Genomic DNA, 21463 nt, shown 5'->3' with positions numbered 1-21463 from the left:
GGGTTATCGGCCTGCCCCATCAGGCCGATATTTATTAAGCGAGCGGCGTAAAGCTTTCGCCTTTAAACACCCGAACCGGTGAACCACGCACTATTTGATGGTGAAACATCCGTCGCTCAGCACGCTGTTCGTCCAGTTGCTGTTGCTCAAGCTGTTGCAAACGGTGAGCGATCAGCAAATACGCCAAACGTTTATTGGCATGTTGGCTGCGCTCGGTCTGCACTTTGACGCTAATGCCGCTAGCGATATGGGTGGCGCGAATAGCCGATTCCGTTTTATTTACGTGCTGCCCACCTGGCCCGGAGGACTTCAAAGTCTCAAAGCGGATCTCGCTCTCTTTTGGCACCGCTGCCGGAGAGAAACGCGCTGCACCAATAAACCAGTTCTTTCTGGAGCGTCCAGAGCGCCACGGGCTTTCGCAAATCCACTGCAATGTCCCGCACCACTTGGCGGCCAATGGCTCCGCCGCTTCGCCGTTAAGCGTCAATAACACCGAACGCAACGTGCCCGGCAGGCGGCCCTCTTCCCGCTCAACCTCATGCAGTTCCACCTGCATGGCCTGAGCCTCTTTGTGAAACTGGCGCAGTGCCAAACTCACCGCCAGGCAACATTCATCCGGCCCCTGGGCGGCAGAAATCTGTAATAAGATCATCACTGCCCCCCGCTGGTTTTGTAGGTCAACACCGGCTGCATACGCGCCACCAACGTGACCAATCCGGCCTGCTGCAAGGCTCCCACTACGCTATCAATCGGCTTGTAGGCTTCTGGCGCTTCCTGATAAATCAGCTGGCGATCACGGCAAATCACCCGGCTGCCGAAGCGGGTTCTGGCCAACTGCTCGGTGCTGAAACGCGCCGATAAACGGTCTTTACACTCGGAACGCATCCATTTACGCCCCGCGCCGTGCGCCAGCGAATACAAACTGCTGGCGGCAGGTAGCGGTTGGACGATATAGCTGTAATCGCCACGCGAGCCAGGGATCACCACCAGACCTTCATCCGACGGCGTAGCCCCTTTACGATGCAGCCAACCAGGCACGCCCTCGATAGTGGCCGCCTCCAGCAGGTTATGATGGATATCCAGCAGGCAATCGCCAGCAGCGCGTAACCGCTGCAATATCCGCTGGGCAATCAGTTGCCGGTTTAAGCCTGCAAAATCCAGTGCCTGTTGATGCTGTTGCAGATAATCGTCGGCCGCATCGGTATTTTCCAGCAGGCCATGATGCCCATGAGCGCGTACATGCTGTTCCAGTATTAGCTGGCCCAAGCCACGCGAACCGCTGTGCACCAACAACATCAGCCGTTTTTTATCGAGACCGGCCTGCGGCTGATATATTTCGTCGATGCGTAACAGTTCAGCAAAATGATTACCGCCGCCAATGGTGCCCAATGCCCGAGAATAATCGCCAAGCGCGGGAGGAATATCCCCCAACTCTTCTTGCTCTAACGGACCGTCAATATTGCCCAGCTTTTTTTCCAATTTATCCAGCGACTGTTTCATCGCCAACAAATCTGTTTTCCATAGCGACATACCGCAACCGATATCATTACCGATTAACGCCGGGTAGAAGCGATGTTGAGAAAAGAAAGCGGCACCGACCGGGTAGCCACGGCCAGGATGCAAATCTGGCATCCCGACCACGCGCACCATATCTGGCAGCTTGGCGGTAATTTCTAATTGTTGGATTGCATTTCCTTCAATCCAGGTGTGTTCCGACGCGATCAATGAAACTCGCGGCGTAACCGAGCCAATAGTATTGCTCATAACCAATCCTGATTAATATTTTATCTAATTTTTTGGATTTGGCGGGCGGTAGCCCTAGCAATACCTGGAGAACAGGAAATTATGCCTGAGGATACGACCCGCAAAGGGTAAACAGTGCTTGATAATTCATGATGTACCTCCTTTGCAAAGTGAATGAATGGGAAAACGCGGCGATAGTACATATAAACTCCAGCGTTAGCAATGGTTGTTCGCGTCGGCCACCAAAATTTAATTCGGGGTGCCGAAAAGTTTGACCCAAGTCAACGTTGCATTTAATTGGTCGCTGGCTGGATAGACTCTGCTGACGATTGTCAGTATATAAATGCAAATGGTAATCATTTTCAGTTAAACTATGACAGGTCTGGATGGCTACGTTGCCACGCGTCCCTACCTCCATCAGTTCTGCCCCATTGAAGGAACTTGCTGTTGAAACATGACACTGAGCTGGATTTAACCCCGCATTTTGCACTGGCAGGCAATCAGCCGTTTAAAGATCGTCGAGCCATGATGCCGCTGCGCGGCGCGATCCCCGTAGAAAAACCGCTGCTGGCACCAACCTGGCAAACTGTCATCGGCCAGACCGCGCCCAGCCGCAAGCGGCTGGTGTATCTACACATTCCGTTTTGTGCCACCCACTGCACCTTCTGCGGCTTTTACCAAAACCGTTTCGAGGAGGACAGCTGCGCCCGCTACACCAATGCGCTGCTACGGGAGATCGAAATGGAGGCAGACAGCCCTCTGCATCAGTCTGCGCCAATCCATGCCGTCTATTTTGGCGGTGGAACACCTTCGGCGCTTGCCGCACGGGATCTGGCACGTATTATCACCACACTACGCGAACGCCTGCCGTTAGCCCCAGACTGTGAAATCACCATCGAGGGCCGGGTGCTAAACTTTGACGATCAGCGGATAGACGCCTGTCTGGATGCCGGAGCCAATCGCTTTTCGATTGGTATTCAGTCGTTTAATAGCAAAATCCGCAAAAAAATGGCCCGAACCTCCGACGGCGCAAGCGCCATTGCGTTTATGGAAGGGCTAGTTCGTCGCGACCGCGCTGCCGTAGTCTGCGATTTACTATTCGGCTTACCTGGCCAAGATGCGAAACTTTGGGGCGAAGATCTATCGATTGCCCGCGATATCGGGCTGGACGGTGTCGATCTCTACGCCCTCAATCTGCTGCCCAATACGCCTCTGGGTAAGGCAGTTGAAACTGGCCGCACCTCGGTTCCCTCACCTGCCGAGCGGCGCGATCTCTATTTGCAGGGCTGCGACTTCATGGACCAGGCAGGCTGGCGCTGTATCAGCAATAGCCACTGGGCGCGCACCACGCGAGAGCGCAATTTGTACAACCTACTGATTAAGCAAGGCGCAGACTGCCTGGCCTTTGGCTCTGGCGCAGGAGGCTCGGTCAACGGCTATTCCTGGATGATTGAGCGCAACCTCACTAGCTGGCACGACGCTATCGCTGCGGGTCGCAAACCGCTGATGATGATGATGCGTACCTCAGGTAACCGAAGCCAGTGGCGTCAGCCGCTACAGGCTGGCGTGGAAACCGCGCGCATCCCGCTGGATGAACTGACGCCTCATGCGGAAAAGCTGAAGCCGCTACTCGCACAGTGGCATCAGGCGGGGTTAACCCGCGACGCCTCAACCTGCCTGCGCCTGACCAACGAAGGGCGCTTCTGGGCAAGCAATATTCTGCAGTCTCTTGATGAGCTGCTCCAACAACTGGATCTGCCGCGTATTGCGGTAGCCACCCTCTAACAGGAGTGAACGATGAAACCATGGCTGATTTTTGGCGCTGGCGGCAAAGGGGTCGGCGCGCTGACTCTGGAACTTGCGCTTGCGGAACAGCGTCCGGTGGTTGCGGTGGTGCGTAATCCTGATGCCGCCGCTCGCCTGCGGGAGAAAGGCGTACAGGTTTATCTCGGTGACGCTTGTGATGCTATTGCGGTCACTCGTGCTTGCGAAGCTGCTGGTGCCAACGCAACAATCATCTCTTCAATGGGAGGCGCACAGGATTATCTGGCCCACCGGACAGTGATAGATACGGCGGAAAAGTGTGGGATATCGCGCATGATCCTCGTCACCTCTCTGGGCTGTGGCGACGGTTGGCCGTTTCTGTCACCACGCGCCAAAGCGGGGTTTGGCCAGGCGGTACGTGAAAAATCGCTGGCGGAAAGCTGGTTACAGACCAGCACGTTGGATCACGCCATCTTGCGCCCCGGCGGGCTGCTGAACGGCAATGCTACCGGCAAGGCGCAACGGTTCCAGGGGCAGGAAGTTCATGGCTTAGTGATGCGTGCGGACGTTGCTGCACATGTCCAGCAACTGGCAAATGCCCCCGCACTCAATCAACAGGTCTATAGCCTGATTGAACCCGGTCTTAAACCCGCTTAATCCCTACATGGCGCTGATTGACGGCGCCATGCCTAATTTTTCTCCTTGTTTCTATTCATTTTTTTCGGTTGTCGCACGTCGAAAAAGGCACAATAACCCAATAGAGTTAGGAACTTTCATATTAGTATGAGGACCAGTATTAGCTATTAGTGCGCTTGTTTCATTCATACAACGATGGGATATCTTGAAGACACGTATTCATGGCCTTGCCTTCTTTCTCTTTTCCCTCTGCCTTAGCGGCAGAACCTCCCCTGTTTTGTTATCGATTCATCATTTTTTATCCCTGTCTGCCATGACTGAAATTCCGTTTAACAGAGCAGCCTAGCTGAGTTTGTTAGACCTCGTAGCGCCTTTCTTTTTTCTTGTATGGACTACAGCGAGTCTTTATGAATATCAAAAACAGAAAACGCCTCACTTTCTATTCACTGCTTCTCCTGGTCATCGTGGCCGCTTGTGCTGCATGGTGGCATCTACGCGATCCTGGTATCCCCGCAGGATTCGCCCGCAGTAATGGCCGGATTGAAGCGACAGAAATTGATATTTCGACCAAGGTAGCGGGCCGTATTGAAAAGATTGAGGTGCGCGAGGGGGATTTTGTCAAACAAGGCCAGGTACTCGCCCACATGGATACCCGCGTGTTGGATGAGCAGCGGCTTGAAGCACAGGCCCAGATCCGTGAAACCGAGAGTGCAATTGCCACAGCCAAGGCGTTGTTAGCCCAACGCCAAAGTGAAAAATTAGCGGCACAGGCGGTGGTTCGGCAGCGAGAGGCGGAATTGCACTCGGCCAACAAACGTTTTTTACGTTCAAAAGCGCTGGTCAAAAACAATGCCGTATCCGCCCAACAGTTGGATGATGATACCGCCGTAGCGCAGAGCACGCTTGCATCACTAGAGTCGGCAAAGGCACAGGTTTCTGCGGCTCAGGCAGCGATAGAATCCGCACAGGCGGGCATTATTCAAGCCTATACCCGCGTCGAAGCGGCTAAAGCGACTGAACGCCGGATCGTTGCCGACATCGAAGACAGTGCGTTAAAAGCCCCCCGCAATGGCCGCATTCAGTATCGCGTCGCCGAGCAGGGTGAAGTCTTGGCCGCTGGCGGACGCGTGTTGAACATGGTCGATCTTAGCGACGTGTATATGACCTTCTTCCTCCCTACCGAGCAAGCGGGTCAAGTCGCAATCGGCAGCGAAGTACATGTGATCCTGGATGCAGCACCAACGCTGAGAATTCCCGCCAAAATCACCTATGTCGCCAGCGTGGCCCAATTCACGCCGAAAACCGTTGAAACCGATAATGAGCGCCTCAAACTGATGTTCCGTGTGAAAGCGCGTATCTCGCCGGAGTTGTTGGAAAAACACCTTGAGTACGTCAAAACCGGTTTACCGGGGATGGCCTATGTCCGGCTAGATAGCGCCCAAAGCTGGCCGGAAGATCTGGCTGTGAGGCTACCGCAATGATGAATCGCACCGGCACATCTGTGGTCGAACTGAGCCAGGTTAGCCAACATTATGGCGGTACCGCCGCGTTACATGAGGTCAGCATTGAGATCCCTGCACGTCAGATGGTCGGGTTAATCGGGCCGGATGGCGTGGGTAAATCCAGCCTGCTGTCCCTGATTGCCGGAGCCAGGGTCATTCAGTCTGGCAAGATTGCGGTGCTCGGTGGGGATATGGCCGATGCCGACCACCGGCGCAGCGTTTGCCCACGCGTTGCTTATATGCCTCAGGGATTGGGGAAAAACCTCTATCACACCCTGTCTGTCTATGAAAACGTCGATTTCTTCGGCCGCCTGTTTGGCCAGGCGAAAGCAGAACGAGAACAACGGATAACCGATTTACTGCACAGTACCGGGCTGACAAAATTCCGCGACCGCCCTGCCGGCAAACTTTCCGGCGGGATGAAGCAAAAGCTGGGGCTATGCTGCGCGTTGATACACGATCCCGAACTGCTGATCCTGGATGAACCCACAACCGGAGTAGATCCTCTTTCTCGTGCCCAGTTCTGGGAACTGATCGAGCGCATCCGTGAACGCCAGACCAACATGAGCGTACTGGTCGCCACGGCCTATATGGAAGAAGCCGAACGCTTCGATTGGCTGGTAGCCATGGACGCCGGGCGGGTATTGGCAACCGGTAGCGGGCGTGAACTCCGCCAGCAAACCCACAGCGCGACGTTGGAAGAAGCCTTTATCGCTTTGCTGCCTGAAGAGAAGCGCAATAATCATCAACAGGTCATTATTCCACCGCGTGATAAATCCAATGATGACGTCGTGGCGATTGAAGCTGAGGGGCTGACGATGCGCTTTGGGGATTTTGTCGCAGTGGATAACGTGAATTTCCGCATTCCACGCGGTGAAATCTTCGGTTTTCTGGGCTCCAACGGCTGTGGTAAATCCACCACCATGAAGATGCTGACCGGGCTGCTGCCCGCCAGCGAAGGTAAAGCCTGGCTGTTTGGTCAGGAAGTCGATCCTAAAGATATCGAAACCCGCCGCCGGGTTGGCTATATGTCGCAGGCATTTTCGCTTTACAGCGAATTGACGGTACGTCAAAACCTCGAGCTTCACGCCCGGCTGTTCCATATCCCCGAAGAACAAATCGCCGCTCGGGTAGAGGAAATGAATCAGCGCTTCATGCTCGCTGAAGTGGCAGATGCGCTGCCTGAATCCCTGCCGCTGGGCATTCGCCAGCGTTTATCCCTGGCCGTCGCGGTGATCCACAAACCTGAAATGTTGATCCTGGACGAACCCACTTCCGGTGTCGATCCGGTGGCTCGCGATATGTTTTGGAATTTGATGGTGGACCTCTCGCGGCAAGACGGCGTGACCATCTTTATCTCCACGCACTTTATGAACGAGGCGGAACGCTGTGACCGTATTTCGCTGATGCATGCCGGTAAAGTGTTAGCCAGCGATACACCGCGGGCTTTAGTGGCACAGCGCGGCCTGAACACGCTGGAGGAAACATTTATTACCTACCTGCGTGAAGCTTCTGGCGACGACGGTATGCCACCAGAATCTCTGGCAGAAAACCCTGCTCTCCAGGCATCGCCACATGGGGTGAGTAACCGTTTCAGCCTCGTACGCATGTTTAGCTATAGCCAGCGAGAATCGTTGGAGCTGCGACGCGATCCTGTGCGTTCTACGCTGGCGTTGGTCGGCAGCGTAATCCTGATGTTTATCATGGGCTACGGTATCAGCATGGACGTAGAAAACCTGCGGTTCGCCGTGATGGATCGTGATCAAACCGGCACCAGCCAAGCCTACGTGTTAAATCTTGCGGGTTCACGCTACTTTATCGAGCAGCAACCGATCACCGATTATGACCAGTTGGAACACCGGATGCGCAGCGGCGAGCTGGCGGTTGCCATCGAAATTCCACCGAATTTTGGCCGTGATATCGCCCGTGGGCACAAGGTGAAAATCGCTGTCTGGGTGGACGGAGCGATGCCTAACCGTGCGGAAACGGTGCGGGGCTACGTACAGGCGATGCATTTGAACTGGTTAGGCAGCATGGCGGCGCAACAGCCTATCGTGGCAAAGAGCAACGTGCTGATGGACATCGAAACGCGCTATCGCTACAACCCGGATGTGAAAAGCCTGCCTGCCATCGTCCCGGCGGTGATCCCGCTGTTGCTGATGATGATCCCGGCTATGCTCACCGCGCTAAGTGTGGTGCGGGAAAAAGAGCTTGGCTCCATCATCAACCTGTATGTTACGCCAGTGACCAAGGCCGAGTTTTTGCTGGGTAAACAGCTGCCCTATATCGTATTGGGCATGCTTAACTTCTTGCTGCTGTGCGCGCTGTCGGTGTTCCTGTTTGGTGTGGAGCACAAAGGCAGTTTTCTTACTCTGTTGCTGGCGGCATTGTTGTACATCATAATCGCTACCGGCCTTGGGCTGTTGATCTCCACCTTTATGAAGAGCCAGATAGCGGCGATCTTTGGTACGGCAATCATCACTCTGATCCCGGCGACCCAGTTCTCCGGCATGATTGACCCGGTTTCGTCGCTAGAGGGCATTGGCCGTTGGATCGGCAATATTTACCCGACCTCGCATTTCCTGACCATCACGCGCGGCACCTTCTCCAAAGCACTGAACCTGTTCGACCTACAGGCTTCGTTTATTCCTCTGGCGATCGCCATTCCGGTGATTATCGGGCTAAGCGTGCTTCTTTTGAAAAAACAGGAGGCTTAATGCGCAGCTTACGTAACATCTTCAACCTCGGGATTAAAGAGCTACGCACTCTGCTGGGTGATAAAGCCATGCTGGCGTTGATCGTCTTTTCGTTTACGCTGTCTATCTACTCATCAGCAACGGTGACGCCAGGCTCTTTGCATCTGGCTCCGTTGGCCATCGCGGATCAAGACCAATCTCAGCTCTCCACTCGCCTGATAAACAGTTTTTATGCGCCCTACTTCCTGCCACCGGCCATGATTGACTCCCATCAGATAGACACGTTGCTGGATGCGGGCAGCTATACTTTTGCGATAGATATCCCACCCAACTTCCAGCGCGACGTACTGGCTGGCCGGCAACCCGCCATCCAGCTTAACGTGGACGCCACCCGCATGAGCCAGGCTTTTCTGGGTAACAGCTACATACAAAATATCGTCACTGGCGAAGTGAACGAGTTTATGGCGCGTTATCGGGCGGGTAACGCGCTGCCGGTCGATCTGGAAATACGCACCCGCTTTAACCCCAACCTGGAGCAATCGTGGTTTGGATCGGTCATGGCGATTATCAATAACATCACCATGTTGGCGATTATCCTCACCGGTTCGGCGCTGATCCGCGAACGCGAGCACGGTACCATCGAACATCTGCTGGTAATGCCAATCACGCCGTTTGAGATCATGCTGGCCAAGGTGTGGTCAATGGGGTTAGTGGTACTGCTGGCTTCCGGACTCTCGCTGGTGTTTATGGTGCAAGGCGTACTGAATGTACCTATCGAAGGCTCCATTTTGCTGTTTATGCTGGGCGTGGCGCTGAGCCTGTTTGCCACTACCTCCATCGGCATCTTTATGGGAACTATCGCGCGTTCGATGCCGCAACTGGGGCTGCTGATGATCCTGGTGCTCTTGCCACTACAGATGTTGTCTGGCGGCTCTACCCCACGTGAGAGCATGCCGTGGTTAGTGCAGAATATTATGCAAACCATGCCAACCACTCACTTTGTCAGTCTGGCGCAGGCCATACTTTATCGTGGAGCGGATTTCAGTATCGTGTGGCCACAGTTTGCTATCCTGCTGGTGATTGGTTTCGCGTTCTTTGGCTTTGCGCTTAGCCGCTTCCGTAAGACGATAAGCTCTATGGCGTAAGGATCAGAACAGGCAGGGTTCTTCTCCTGCCTGTTGCCTTATATCACTCCGCCAATGCACGCATCACCTTGATCAGCTCCGATTTACCTTCAAAGCCAATCCCCGGCAGTTCCGGCATAACAATATGGCCATCTTCCACCTTCACCGAGTCCGGGAATCCGCCGTAAGGCTGGAACAGATCTGGGTAGCTTTCATTGCCCCCTAGCCCCAGGCCCGCAGCAATATTCAATGACATCTGGTGGCCACCATGTGGAATACAGCGGGAGGAAGACCAGCCGAACTGCTCAAGCACTTCCAAGGTGCGGAGATATTCCACCAGCCCATAGGAGAGTGCGCAGTCAAACTGCAGATAATCACGGTCTGGGCGCATACCGCCGTAGCGCAACAGATTACGGGCATCCTGGTGTGAAAACAGGTTTTCCCCGGTAGCCATTGGCCCCGGATAAAACTCGGACAACGCAGCCTGTAAGGCGTAATCCAACGGGTCGCCCACCTCTTCGTACCAGAACAGCGGATATTCCCGCAGCATCTTGGCGTAGGCAATCCCGGTTTCTAAATCAAAGCGACCGTTGGCATCCACCGCAAGCCGCGCCTCGTGCCCAATCTCTTGCAATACGGCCTCGATACGACGGCGATCTTCCTCCAGCGGCGCACCACCAATCTTCATTTTCACCACGTTGTAACCACGATCCAGATAGCTACGCATCTCCTGACGCAGCGCGGTAAGATCTTTGCCTGGATAGTAATAACCACCAGCGGCATAGACAAACACCCGTGGATTAGCCACCGTGCCTTTCATGTCCGCCAGCATACGGAATAACGGCTGACCGGCTATTTTGGCGGTGGCATCCCAGATCGCCATATCCAGCGTGCCCACGGCTACCGAGCGTTCGCCATGGCCGCCAGGCTTTTCATTGACCATCATCGCCTGCCAGACGCGGTGCGGATCGAGGTTGTCGCCATGCTGGTTGAGCAAACTGTCAGGCTCAGCCTGCAAGATGCGATCGCGGAAACGCTCGCGGATCAGCCCCCCTTGCCCATAGCGTCCGTTGGAGTTGAAGCCGTAGCCCACCACCCGGCGGCCATCAACCACCACATCGGTCACTACCGCAACAAGGCTGGTGGTCATCTTGCTGAAATCGATATAGGCATTCCTGATCGGCGAGGCAATCGGTTTGGTGATTTCCACCACGTCTGTGATACGCATTTTTCTCTCCAACGGTCGTGATTCGCAGGGATGTTATTGATGCATTTTTTGCATCCTAGGTTGTCAGGGATTGGCACCCTGCCGGTTTCTTGCCATAGTAAGCGGCTAAAACATCACCGGCCAATGCGAAAAAAGGATAGCTGTCATGCAGAATCGGCATCACTTGGAACTGACCTGGCTTGAGGATTGCGTGGCGCTGGCTGGGACCCTCAATTTCTCCAAAGCCGCCGAGGCACGCTATGTCACTCAACCGGCATTCAGCCGCCGTATTCAATCACTTGAAGAGTGGGTTGGCGCGCCACTTTTCGAGCGTAATCGGCGGGGAGTTCATCTCACCAAGGCCGGTGAAGTTTTTTGCAAACAGGCCCCCGACTTGATCAGAACGCTCTACGCGCTGAGGAGCGACACCCTGGATGCCACCGGGCAATATCAGCCGGACGTAGTATTTTCAGCCACCCACGCTCTCTCATTCTCTTTCTTTCCGGCGTTGCTCAGGCGTAATGAAAAAATGGCCAGATTAGGCTCTTTCCGCCTGCTGTCCGATACGTTAAAAGCCTGTGAGAACCTGTTGGCACGTGGGGAGGCACAATTTTTACTCTGCCATTATCATCCGCATATGCAGATGACTCTCGACGCGGAAAAGTTTGTTAGCCTGCGCCTGGGGGAGGATCGATTGCTGCCTTACAGCTTGGCTCTGCCGGGTTCCTCGACGCCGGTGTGGAAAGTCGGGGAGCAGAAATTCCCTTATCTGTCGTTTAGCAATGACTCAGGGCTGGGCCGAATTATTGCTAACAGTGCAGCAATCAGCCGGGCCAAACGGGGTATGGAAGTCGCTTTTACTTCGGATCTGGCCGCCACGTTGCTCGCCATGGTGGCGGCTGGAGAAGGTGTCGCCTGGCTGCCGCAGTCGCTGGCAGAGGCTGATGTTGATAGCGGCAAGATCGTGGTCGCCACCGATCGCCCCGACGATTTGTGGCTGCCCATTGAGATACGCCTCTACCGGCCCGTGACCAAGATGGCCAAATCCGTTGAGGCGTTGTGGCAACTATTTACTGAGGAAGCTGAATTGGCCCCTCACCCCAACCCTCTCCCACAGGGAGAGGGAGCTGTCCGGCGTCTTTGATAAGGTTGTGCTGCTTCGGAAAGTAAGGGGCAAGAACAAAAAAGTAAGGTATTACATAGAACAATCAACGAGCTCAATCGGTCCCCTCTCCCTGTGGGCTGAGGAATCCCCAGAAAAATTGAGACGAGAAATAGGCTGTTTTTTACCCATAAACGGACTAAAAAACAGCCTCAAGCAGACGAAAAGAAGTGGTTCGTCATTCTCTCACTGCCAATTTACGAACAAAATGGAACAGATTGATCGTAAAACACTCGCTCTAATTCTCTGAAACCACTAAGAAAAAATTAGTGGGGATACCTCAGCCCTGTGGGAGAGGGCTAGGGTGAGGGGTGAAGTTATAAATTGCTAACGCGCTTATCCTTGGGATACTTCACCGTATAAGACAGGGTGAACTTCTCAGACTGATTCGCAGGTAAATCCAGTGCCCACTGCACGTTACCGGTGTCTTTATCGTAGCTGGCACCGTCGTACTTCAGCCCGTCGATAGTAATCGCCGAATCACGGCTCAGCGGCATCTGTTCCATCACCACCAGCTTAATCGGCTCTTTACGGGTATTTTTCACGCTGGTGACAAAGGAGTACTGTTGGCTTACCGAATTGCCAAAAAACTCCGCCTTCGAGGTCAGCTGCTTGGCATTTTCACGGTTAACGATAATCTTTTTGTCCCGACCCAATGACAGATCCAGCGTTTCTTTAGCCTCGGCGATATTGATATACCCCTGGCCGACAAATGACCCTTCGAAGAAAATACTGGACTTGCCCGGCAACAAATTAAGCGGTTCCCAGTCTTTTAACTGTACCTGCAAGAAGGCATCAGGTTCGATTTTCGGCACCACCACGTAGCGATAGTCGCCCTGAACGTCCACATCCTTGATGGTGACCGAATGCCCTTTGCCATCGGAGGCAATGTTATAAGGCAGGGAAATGCTAAAGCGGGTATTCACACCGCCAGCGTCGGTGACCACATAGTCAGAGAGGGAGCTTTTAGCTCTGGAGGCCATTGCGCCATCAAGCTCTTGGGCATCCGCGCCAGCGGCCATCTCCGCAACGGGAGCCGGTGCCGGTCTGGGTATCGACATTGCCATCTTGGAACTTGAATAGTCCTGATAAAAATCGAGATACCAAGGTTGCAACTTCGGTGCCTGCGCCCCTTCGCTTGGGTTGCCGCTGGAAAGCGTCAGGTTGACCTTATCCCAGTTGATACCGCTGTTCTGAAACACATTGGCCTTGTAGCTCAGCTTGACCGGCTGGGTAATGCTGTCGACCCGCACATCGTAAGTCGGCACCCAGCCGGCATCCGGGATCACATAAGACAGCTTAACGTTGCTGGTCACGGCTTTCGCAGTGTAAAACTTCACCACCACCTGATTCACCGTTTGGCCAGTCTTCTGCTGGGCCTCGTCCAACTGGCTCTTCAGCTTTTCGATGTTTTTGTCAATCGCGGCGATCTTCTCTTTAAGCTCGATATCTGCCAGCAGCACCTCACTCATTCGGCGGCTGACCAGTTCAAGCATCTGATTAACCTGCTCAACGGAAGCGCCCTCTTTCTCCGAACCCAGCGCCCGGTTACTTTCCAGCACCGCCAGCTGCGCCTGGATCACTTCCCGCTGCACGTTCAGTTTGCTTTGCTCACGCACCTCATCATCAATCTGCTTGGTTAATTGCTCCACTTCAGGCGACACATGTTCGGTGAGAAAATCGCGTTTTATGCTGAAAGATTGCACGACCACGCCGTTATCGGCATCAAGCATCAGGCTCTGTTCGTTCAGCCCGCTGGCAATATTGGTAAAGACGACTTCGCTTTCCCCCGCCGGTAGCGTCACTTTGCTGCTGTTGAATAACTCGGCACCGCGAATAAAGACCGTCACGTCGTTGAGCGTGACGTTTTGCGCCTGAGCCAGGCCGGTATAGGCCAACAGCACCGAGGCCGCCAACAGCGTGGTTTTAAATCCTGGGAAGAGGGTCATCGTCATTTATCCTTAACAAAGAGGTTCCGTGCAGAATATCGACGAATTATAGCATGCAGCCTGGTGGTAAGATTTCTGAAAGATCATCGCGTTCAAAGATAAAGCAGCGATATTCGTTTCATTTAGCCACGTCGCGCGGATCATTAAAGAAAACCCATTCCACGCGGTTATCACGCAGAATGGGTTGTAGTGAGGTAAGGAATAATTTACCGCAGGTTCGGCGCAGAGCCACGCGCCGCACGCCGTTGCTTTTCCAACTGCATGGCTTGCAAGTCTGCTGGCCGGATCAGGGTTAACGCCGCCGTTGGGCACACCTCGACACAGGCTGGCCCCGCTTCGCGCCCCTGACACAGATCGCATTTATTCGCCTGAGCCCGTTGATGCGCTACACCATTACTGCCATAACCCTGATTGACCACCACCTCCATTGCGCCATAAGGGCAAGCCACCATGCAGCTCTTGCAGCCAATACAGCGTGACTGGAGCACCTGTACGCTGCCATCCTGGTTATAGATGGCCTCGTTCGGGCAGGCATTCAGGCAAGGGGCATTCTCACACTGGCGGCACAGCATCGGTACGCTGACGCTAAGGGTTTTCATCACCCGTAAGCGAGGATTGAAGTTTTCCGCCGTCATCGGCAACGGATGATCCCCCAGATGCGCTATCACGCAGGCAATCTCGCAGGTGCGGCAGCCAATGCACTGTTTCATATCGGCAATGACAAACTGATTCATACTGTCTCTCCTTGAGCCGCGTTAGAGCACATTGAGGTAATAACCGATGCTTTCCGCCGCCTTGCGCCCTTCGGCAATGGCGGTCACGATCAGATCGGCGCCGCGCACGATGTCACCACCGGCGAAAATCTTGCGGTTACTGGTTTGGTACGGATAACCCGCCACCGTTGGCGCCACCACTCGTCCTTGCCTGTCCAGCATGACGTTATGTTCTGCCAACCAGCCCATACGATGCGGGCTAAAACCAAAGGCCATGATCACCGCATCCGCCGGTACGATATGTTCGGAACCCTCTACGGGTACCGCCTGCCGCCTACCCTGGCTGTCTGGAACCCCCATTTCGGTTCGCCGCATCTGAATGCCGCTGACCTTACCTTCCTCATCGATCACGATGCTTAGCGGTTGCAGGTTGAACATGAATTCTGCGCCCTCTTCCCGCGCATTTTTCACTTCCTTTTTCGAACCCGGCATACTCTTTTCATCACGCCGATAGGCACAAATCACCTGCTCAGCACCGTGACGTAATGAGGTACGGACGCAGTCCATAGCGGTATCACCGCCCCCCAGTACGATCACCCGCTTGCCCGCCATATTGATGTAAGGGCTTTGTGGATTCTCGGCATAGCCCATCAGCTGTTGGGTGTTGGCAATCAAGAATGGCAAGGCGTCATACACTCCTGGCGCACCTTCATTTTCCAGGCCGGAACGCATCGATTTATAGGTCCCCACGCCAAGGAACAACGCATCGTAATCATTGAGCAGGGTTTCCATCGAGATGTCTTTGCCAATCTCGGTATTCAAACGGAATTCCACCCCCATATCGCTGAAGATCTCACGCCTTCTGGCCATCACGTCTTTTTTCAGCTTGAACGCCGGAATGCCGAAGGTCAGCAACCCGCCAATTTCCGGATAACGATCGAACACCACCGGTTTGATGCCATGGCGCACCAGGATATCGGCACAGCCCAACCCCGCCGGACCCGCGCCAATAATGGCAACGCGCTTGCCACTGTCTTTCACCGCCGACATATCAGGCCGCCAGCCCATCTCAAAGGCCGTTTCGGTGATGTAGCGTTCAATGTTACCGATGGTGACGGCTCCCCCGTGCTCATTGAGCGTGCAGGATTGCTCGCACAGTCGGTCCTGTGGGCATACCCGGCCGCATACTTCCGGCAGGCTGCTGGTTTGGTGCGATAGCTCCGCCGCTTCCCAGATGCGCCCCTGGCTGGCCAGCTTGATCCACTGTGGGATCTGATTATGCAGCGGGCAGGTCCAGGAGCAGATACTCTGCTTGCCGCAGCTCAGGCAGCGTTCGGCCTGTTGCTGGATCTGTTGCTCATTAAAGGGTTGGTAGATTTCGGCAAAGCTGGTTTTGCGCAACTCGAGCGGGATTTTGCTGGCTTCCAGGCGAGGTGCCCGAGGCTGTTGCAGCAGATTACGGATCGGCGTTGATTTTTTCGGGGCTTTCGCTTCCGGGCTCTGATTAGCCGCACTGCCAAACAGTTGGCTATGGTGATCGCGCGCCGCTGCACGTAGCCGCTTTTCTCGCTGCTGGTCCAGCAACGTTTGGTTGTCAACCAGGCTGAGTGCATGGGTTGGGCAGGCACGTACACAAGCAGGCTCATGGTTCAGCTCGCTGCACAGGTCGCATTTCTGGGCCTCGACCTTCTGATAGCTGTCTGCCAGGCGATGATTGGCGGGCTGCACCGTTTCGGTCACTACCGTCATCATGCCAAACGGACAAGCGACCGCACAGGCTTTGCAGCCGATACATTTCTCCTGGCTGACCTGGATGCTGGTATCACTCTGTTCAATGGCCCCGGTAGGACAAACATTGGCACAGGGCGCATCTTCGCAATGGTGGCAGAACACGGCCGTATTACCATGGATGCCCTGAATAACCTTGACTCTTGGGGTGAAATATTCGCGCTTGCTTGGGTATGCCCCTTGATGATGCGCAGTCACGCAGGCGACCTCGCAACTCCGGCAGCCAATGCAGGCTTCTGATTCCGCAACGATAAATTGATTCATAGGTATCCTTTCCGAACAGGCTGGCTGAAAAAACACGCTTTCGTTGACGTTATCTCCTTATCTTGGCTGGCGTAGGCAGGTGTCAGTAAGGTTATAACCATGTAAATATAGTGGTTATATTTGATCCATTTCCATGACATTTCGCATGAAAATGGCGTAATGCACCCATCCGCTTTAAAGCCAGGCAGGACAACTCTTCGGTTTAATCACCCATTGTCGTATTGGATCATATTTACACAGCATCCTTGGTTGTTATTTCGCCATCAATACATTAATATTATTTATATATCTATGGATTTTTTGTTGTAATTGAGTGGAATATATTCATGTAATAAATGGGGGAAGTGCATGCTAGGGATGAGCAAACAAGCCAGCGGGCTGAGGTTTACGGTAAGTGTTGGCAACCTGCCAGCAGACGCGTTTGTGGTGGTGGGATTTACGCTGCATGAGCAATTCTCCAGCCCGTTCGCGCTAGAGCTTGAGGTGGCTAGCGCCAAGCCCAGCGTGGAGTTCCGTTCAATCCTGGATAGTAACGCGACCCTGACGATTTGGCGTGAAACCGAGGTACAGCGAGTCGTTAATGGCATTGTCACCTCCATCGAACAAGGGGATGCCGGACTTCATCAAACGCGTTATCGATTTAGCATTCGTCCCTCACTCTGGCGAGCCGGGTTGGGACACCGTTCACGTATTTTCCAGCAACAAAACTTTCTGGAAATCCTGGAAACCCTGTTAAAAGAAAACAAGATCAGCGACTACGCCCACGCGTTGCGCTATCCCCATGCAGTACGTGAGTTTTGCGTCCAATATAATGAAAGCGATCTCGATTTTATTAACCGCCTGGCCGCAGAAGAAGGGATTTACTATTTCTTTGAGCACCAAAATGGCAAACATACGTTGGTGTTTTCCGATGATTGCGCCGCACTGCATGACGGGCCAACGCTCCCCTATTATCCCGACCAGTCATCTACCTCGTTGGATGAACCCTGCGTCACCACCTTTAAGCGCCGGGAAAGTTTACGCCTCTCCGAAGTACTGTTGAAAGATTACACCTTTAAAGATCCCTTATGGTTGGCAGAGTTCGGCGATGATGCCCGCGATACTGAGCATCAGCCCGGTAAGTACTTTCATTACGATTTCCCAGGGCGTTTCAAAACCACCGAGGTGGGTAAATCTTTTGCCCGCTGGCGCATCCAGGCGCTGCGTAACGATGCTCATCAGGGCGAAGGGGCAAGCAACTGCCCGGCGCTGCAACCCGGCGTACGCTTTACCTTGGAAAACCATCCTCTGGAGGCGCTCAATACGCGTTGGCAAATCACCCAGGCTAACCATTCAGGGCAGCAACCCCAAGCGCTTGAAAGTAACACAGGCGGGACGGGAACTATCGTAACCAGCCAGTTTGCGTTTATTCCCTACGATCAGACCTGGCGCCCTGCTTTACTCCCCAAGCCACGGATTGATGGCGCACAAATCGCCATTGTCACGGGGCCAGCCACTGAAGAAATCTTTTGTGATGAGTTCGGTCGGGTGAAAGTCCGTTTTCTCTGGGATCGCTCGGGCAGAACCGACGACAGCAGTTCCTGTTGGATCCGGGTATCACACCCCTGGGCAGGGCCACGTTGGGGCATGTCGGCCGTGCCACGCGTTGGCCATGAGGTGATCGTCGAGTTTCTGAATGGCGATCCCGATCAACCCGTAATTATCGGCCGCACCTATCACGCCAGCAACCTGCCCCCGGGCAAGCTGCCGGGCACCAAAACCCAGATGTCGATCCGTTCGCAAACCCATAAGGGCGAAGGTTTTAACGAACTGCGTTTTGAAGATGAAAAAGGCCAGGAAGAGCTCTATCTGCATGCGCAAAAGAACATGACAACCGAAGTGCTGCATGACAGTTCCACGCGTATCGATCACGACGAGCACCAGCGGATAGGCAACGATCGCAGACAACAGGTTGTCCACAATGATTTTCTGCAGGTTAATGGCGAAAAGCGTGACCGGGTAGAAAGCGATTATTCCCTGACCGTGAATAGCAATTTCCACATTAACGCCAGCAACGCCTTATTGACGGAGGTTGGGCAGGAAATTCACCTGAAGTCCGGCACTAAAATAGTGATTGAAACCGGCACGGAAATCACCTTAAAGGCCGGCTCCAGCTTTATAAAAATCGATCCCAGCGGCGTCACGATCGGCCCCACGCTCAATGTGGGCACCGGCAGCCCGGGCTCAGGCCGAGGATGGGGCGGCAGAATGCCCGATGTTATTCCCATCCCAGCCAGCGTCCCTGCCTTTGCGCTAAATCCTGCACAGGTTAGTGCGTTTAAACAACCGCGAGCATTTTGCGAAGAGTGTGAGCGATGTAAACAACAGGGTTGCGCGATTTAATCGGGACAGCTTGCCGGAGGAAACGAAGATATGGAGAGTCAACTACAGCAATGGCTGGCCAATTGCGCATCAGAACAACGGCTGTATGCGGTGTTGTCCAGCGTTAGCAATGCGCAGCCATTGAAACACTACTATCAACTAGATGGTTCCCGCGTTGCAGAAGGGATTTATCACTATACGGCCTACAAAGATTGGCACGAAGTGATGCCCTATCTGGTAGAAACTGTCGGTTAATAGCCCGTTTTTAGCGTGGGTGAGTGAAGCATCCTCAACGGACTGGGGATGGCTGGCAGTCAGTGAACAGCCGCGTCAGCGCATTCTCGACCATTTACGGGGCCTGACGCAGATTAATTTGCCAGATGGGAAGACGGTATTTTTCCGCTATTGGGACGCCCAGTTTCTACCGTTAATCCTGGCGGCCTCCACCGAGTCCCAGCAAAATCAGCTGATGGGGGTATTCAGCTCGCTTTGGGTCCGGCAACAGATGATTGAATTACCCGCCCAGGCAGCCCCAATTCTGACAGGGAAAGTGACGCTGGAAGAAGCGCAACTCGCCAAGTTAAAGCAGCAAAACCAGAGCGAGCAGGTTAGCCAGCTACAGCGCTACTTTACCGACAAATATCCGAAGCGCACCCGCCTGTTGGGCGATGAACAGGTCCAGCGGTTCATTACGCTTATCGCGGAAAAATGCCAAACTCACCGGCTGGAGCGTTTTAACGATCGTTGCCAATTCCTTGATTTAGCCTGCAGTTTAGGTAGCCATTTTGATACCGATCTCCAGCTTGAGCATATCGTCGCGCCCTATTTGACAACCGCAGCAGAGGAGCCAGGGCAGTTGGCCGTGTTAAATCAGCAGTTGGGGCTGGTTTTTGTACGAAGCATGGGCGAGCGGTTAGAGCTCTACCTGGCAGCGCTGGAAAGGCTAAAAACCCTGCAACTTAACCAGTTGCCCTATATGTATGAAGAACAGCACGTGGTGGATTATGTACGCTCACTTTACCCTGAGCGTGCGCAGTACGTCCCCATACATCAGATGTTCGGCCTATTAGCTCAAGATCAAAATTGGTTTCAGGAGCATGGGGTCACCACGTTCCACGGACAGGCGGTTATCCTGGCATTACAGTTCTTCCTCGGCCATAAAGTCTTTGATGACCCGCTCTACCCTTGGGTTAAGGTGCATTTTGCTGATAATCACGTTAGTCAGGAAGATCTACGGCTCGCTGAGTTGGTAGCCTACACTCAGCGACGCATCAGAAAGGAACTATTGATGTTACGTAAGCATTTGGAGGCAAGATAATGTGCGCATCAGATGGAATTATTTTTCCGGGTTTTGATTATAAATACGAAAATAATGATCCAGGTGACTTTGTTATCTTGCCTAGCGTAAAGGAACAGCAAGGTAAGATCACCGCCAGCTGTTTAAAGACCTTGGTAGTATTTGTTGGCGGTGCGATGGATGCCAGCTACCAACCGCTGCTAAGGGGTGTTTTCGTTCCTTATGAAGAAAAAAATGGCAGGGACACTAAGGATAACACCGGCAAGGTGATCACTCAGCGCAAACAGGATGTGGCCTATTCCGAACATGGCGGTGGCAAAGTTCCGCCGCTAATGAAAGAGTGGCATGCTGCCGGGCAGAAAATCGTGCTAGTCGGCCATAGTTGGGGTGGGGACCGAGTGATTTTATTGGCGCAAGAAAACCCCGATATTCCGATTGAGTTACTGGTAACCCTTGATCCTGTATCAAGAAAAGGAAAAGGCCCAAAACCCAAAAATGTTAACCGTTGGGATAATATCTATATTGATTACTCGATTGCTGACAGGAGTTCCGCCAATATGATTGCTCGAACCGGTGGCCCTTGGGAGAATTGCCCGGGCGCAGATGAAAACAAAGCACTAAATACTTTAGCCAGTATGGCTAATCGCGGTCATGCCGATGCAGACTTGATGTTTCAACAGGAGAGCGTTAAAGTTGAAAAAATTTAAGATCATTACATTAAGTTCTATTTTATTGACTTCGGGGTGTAAAAACTACGTACCGTATTCATATGTAGACCATATAGTAAGCATGACTGGAATTTACTGCACACAAAGTGGATTTCCAAAGTGTGATGATTATCTCTCTTGTGTTTCTGAAAATTACGAACGGGTAAAGTCAAAAGCTCCGATGCAATTAGGAACGGCTAGAATTATAATTATACAAGGATCTCCAAATATCATGGATAAAAACGATTACACTCATTTAATAAAAAATTCCTACAACTTATTGGACCACAAACAAACCAACATTAAGGTTTCAAGCCTCAACATGGGCGTCAGTTATTTTATTTACGCCCATAACGCCTGCGCCAACATCACCGGGGATAAAACTTATAACATCGATAGCTACATGCCACTATTGAGGGAGAAGCTTGGTGTTAAGTAACAGCCTCAAGGGTTTCAGGAACAACGCCCCCGCGACAAAAGTGCTATCTTTGTCGCCGTTGTTTCATAAAGCTTTATTTTTTAATAATGTATTGGTTTATTTAGCTACGAA

At 53.2% G+C, this 21463-nt stretch carries 17 protein-coding genes; 11 read left to right on the top strand and 6 right to left on the bottom strand.

From position 1 onward, the window contains the following. Window positions 1-34 precede the first annotated feature (34 nt). Both prfH and ACX9GU_RS11240 read right to left on the bottom strand, forming a co-directional pair. Window positions 35-652: a peptide chain release factor H gene (prfH, locus tag ACX9GU_RS11245; protein WP_473194801.1), complete on the bottom strand. Its 618-nt coding sequence runs from the start codon at window positions 650-652 to the stop codon at window positions 35-37. Then, window positions 652-1764, bottom strand: coding sequence for an RNA ligase RtcB family protein (locus tag ACX9GU_RS11240; protein ID WP_473194800.1), 1113 nt, complete (start codon window positions 1762-1764; stop codon window positions 652-654). The genes prfH and ACX9GU_RS11240 overlap by 1 nt, the downstream gene beginning before the upstream one ends. 426 nt (window positions 1765-2190) lie before the next feature. Here ACX9GU_RS11240 and hutW point away from each other — a divergent pair, with 426 nt between their 5' ends. The 5 genes from hutW (at window position 2191) to ACX9GU_RS11215 (ending at window position 9486) form a co-directional block, all read left to right on the top strand. Further along, a complete protein-coding gene (hutW, locus tag ACX9GU_RS11235; RefSeq protein ID WP_473194799.1) occupies window positions 2191-3528 on the top strand; it encodes a heme anaerobic degradation radical SAM methyltransferase ChuW/HutW in 1338 nt (445 codons plus the stop codon). Between the two features lie 12 nt (window positions 3529-3540). Further along, window positions 3541-4164 (top strand): anaerobilin reductase, encoded by a 624-nt coding sequence (gene chuY, locus ACX9GU_RS11230; protein ID WP_473194798.1) that lies wholly within the window; start codon window positions 3541-3543, stop codon window positions 4162-4164. 386 nt (window positions 4165-4550) lie between these two features. After that, the gene (locus ACX9GU_RS11225) at window positions 4551-5624 is read left to right on the top strand and encodes an HlyD family secretion protein (RefSeq protein ID WP_473194797.1); all 1074 of its coding nucleotides are present in this window, start codon (window positions 4551-4553) and stop codon (window positions 5622-5624) included. Then, the gene (gene rbbA / locus ACX9GU_RS11220) at window positions 5621-8362 is read left to right on the top strand and encodes a ribosome-associated ATPase/putative transporter RbbA (protein WP_473194796.1); all 2742 of its coding nucleotides are present in this window, start codon (window positions 5621-5623) and stop codon (window positions 8360-8362) included. The genes ACX9GU_RS11225 and rbbA overlap by 4 nt, the downstream gene beginning before the upstream one ends. Continuing rightward, a complete protein-coding gene (locus ACX9GU_RS11215; protein WP_473194795.1) occupies window positions 8362-9486 on the top strand; it encodes an ABC transporter permease in 1125 nt (374 codons plus the stop codon). The genes rbbA and ACX9GU_RS11215 overlap by 1 nt, the downstream gene beginning before the upstream one ends. A gap of 43 nt (window positions 9487-9529) precedes the next feature. Here ACX9GU_RS11215 and ACX9GU_RS11210 read toward each other — a convergent pair whose 3' ends face one another. Continuing rightward, window positions 9530-10693 carry a mandelate racemase/muconate lactonizing enzyme family protein gene (locus ACX9GU_RS11210; protein WP_473194794.1) on the bottom strand — a complete coding sequence of 388 codons (1164 nt, stop codon included), beginning with the start codon at window positions 10691-10693 and terminating at the stop codon, window positions 9530-9532. A gap of 145 nt (window positions 10694-10838) precedes the next feature. Between ACX9GU_RS11210 and ACX9GU_RS11205 the strand changes: the two genes are divergently transcribed. Then, complete coding sequence (locus ACX9GU_RS11205) at window positions 10839-11816, top strand: LysR family transcriptional regulator (RefSeq protein WP_473194793.1); 978 nt, start codon at window positions 10839-10841, stop codon at window positions 11814-11816. Between the two features lie 335 nt (window positions 11817-12151). Here the strand turns inward: ACX9GU_RS11205 and ACX9GU_RS11200 are convergent, their stop codons facing one another. From ACX9GU_RS11200 to aegA, 3 genes are all read right to left on the bottom strand, one after another. Then, window positions 12152-13789, bottom strand: coding sequence for a DUF4139 domain-containing protein (locus ACX9GU_RS11200; RefSeq protein WP_473194792.1), 1638 nt, complete (start codon window positions 13787-13789; stop codon window positions 12152-12154). Between the two features lie 200 nt (window positions 13790-13989). Further along, window positions 13990-14517, bottom strand: a complete 528-nt coding sequence (locus ACX9GU_RS11195) for a 4Fe-4S dicluster domain-containing protein (RefSeq protein ID WP_473194791.1) — start codon at window positions 14515-14517, stop codon at window positions 13990-13992. A 21-nt stretch (window positions 14518-14538) separates the two neighbouring features. Next, complete coding sequence (gene aegA / locus ACX9GU_RS11190; RefSeq protein ID WP_473194790.1) at window positions 14539-16548, bottom strand: formate-dependent uric acid utilization protein AegA; 2010 nt, start codon at window positions 16546-16548, stop codon at window positions 14539-14541. A gap of 357 nt (window positions 16549-16905) precedes the next feature. On the opposite strand from aegA, the gene ACX9GU_RS11185 reads away from it, so the two are divergent. From ACX9GU_RS11185 to ACX9GU_RS11165, 5 genes are read left to right on the top strand one after another with little or no spacing between them, the layout of a single operon-like run. Further along, window positions 16906-18930 (top strand): type VI secretion system Vgr family protein, encoded by a 2025-nt coding sequence (locus ACX9GU_RS11185; protein ID WP_473194789.1) that lies wholly within the window; start codon window positions 16906-16908, stop codon window positions 18928-18930. A 30-nt stretch (window positions 18931-18960) separates the two neighbouring features. Continuing rightward, a complete protein-coding gene (locus tag ACX9GU_RS11180; RefSeq protein ID WP_473194788.1) occupies window positions 18961-19164 on the top strand; it encodes a DUF4123 domain-containing protein in 204 nt (67 codons plus the stop codon). Window positions 19165-19183: 19 nt separating this feature from the next. Further along, entirely contained in the window at window positions 19184-20227 is a 1044-nt protein-coding gene (locus tag ACX9GU_RS11175; RefSeq protein ID WP_473194787.1) for a DUF4123 domain-containing protein, read from the top strand. Then, complete coding sequence (locus tag ACX9GU_RS11170; RefSeq protein WP_473194786.1) at window positions 20227-20913, top strand: hypothetical protein; 687 nt, start codon at window positions 20227-20229, stop codon at window positions 20911-20913. Before ACX9GU_RS11175 ends, ACX9GU_RS11170 begins: the two co-directional genes overlap by 1 nt. Next, complete coding sequence (locus ACX9GU_RS11165) at window positions 20900-21352, top strand: hypothetical protein (protein ID WP_473194785.1); 453 nt, start codon at window positions 20900-20902, stop codon at window positions 21350-21352. The genes ACX9GU_RS11170 and ACX9GU_RS11165 overlap by 14 nt, the downstream gene beginning before the upstream one ends. The last annotated feature ends 111 nt before the right edge of the window (window positions 21353-21463 follow it).

The sequence above is a fragment of the Serratia sp. K1WW1 genome (assembly GCF_055790865.1).
The sequence above is the reverse complement of the archived record's forward strand: the minus strand, read 5'-3'. Positions and strand labels throughout refer to the sequence as shown.

Bases quoted from the DNA above. Each gene is read 5' to 3' on its own strand.
- ACX9GU_RS11180 (WP_473194788.1), top strand. From the start codon at position 18,961: ATGGAGAGTCAACTACAGCAATGGCTGGCCAATTGCGCATCAGAACAA.
- ACX9GU_RS11240 (WP_473194800.1), bottom strand. From the start codon at position 1,764: ATGAGCAATACTATTGGCTCGGTTACGCCGCGAGTTTCATTGATCGCG.
- ACX9GU_RS11200 (WP_473194792.1), bottom strand. From the start codon at position 13,789: ATGACGATGACCCTCTTCCCAGGATTTAAAACCACGCTGTTGGCGGCC.
- rbbA (WP_473194796.1), top strand. From the start codon at position 5,621: ATGATGAATCGCACCGGCACATCTGTGGTCGAACTGAGCCAGGTTAGC.
- ACX9GU_RS11225 (WP_473194797.1), top strand. From the start codon at position 4,551: ATGAATATCAAAAACAGAAAACGCCTCACTTTCTATTCACTGCTTCTC.
- ACX9GU_RS11170 (WP_473194786.1), top strand. From the start codon at position 20,227: ATGTGCGCATCAGATGGAATTATTTTTCCGGGTTTTGATTATAAATAC.
- ACX9GU_RS11195 (WP_473194791.1), bottom strand. From the start codon at position 14,517: ATGAATCAGTTTGTCATTGCCGATATGAAACAGTGCATTGGCTGCCGC.
- ACX9GU_RS11205 (WP_473194793.1), top strand. From the start codon at position 10,839: ATGCAGAATCGGCATCACTTGGAACTGACCTGGCTTGAGGATTGCGTG.
- ACX9GU_RS11185 (WP_473194789.1), top strand. From the start codon at position 16,906: ATGAGCAAACAAGCCAGCGGGCTGAGGTTTACGGTAAGTGTTGGCAAC.
- ACX9GU_RS11215 (WP_473194795.1), top strand. From the start codon at position 8,362: ATGCGCAGCTTACGTAACATCTTCAACCTCGGGATTAAAGAGCTACGC.
- aegA (WP_473194790.1), bottom strand. From the start codon at position 16,548: ATGAATCAATTTATCGTTGCGGAATCAGAAGCCTGCATTGGCTGCCGG.
- ACX9GU_RS11210 (WP_473194794.1), bottom strand. From the start codon at position 10,693: ATGCGTATCACAGACGTGGTGGAAATCACCAAACCGATTGCCTCGCCG.
- chuY (WP_473194798.1), top strand. From the start codon at position 3,541: ATGAAACCATGGCTGATTTTTGGCGCTGGCGGCAAAGGGGTCGGCGCG.
- prfH (WP_473194801.1), bottom strand. From the start codon at position 652: ATGATCTTATTACAGATTTCTGCCGCCCAGGGGCCGGATGAATGTTGC.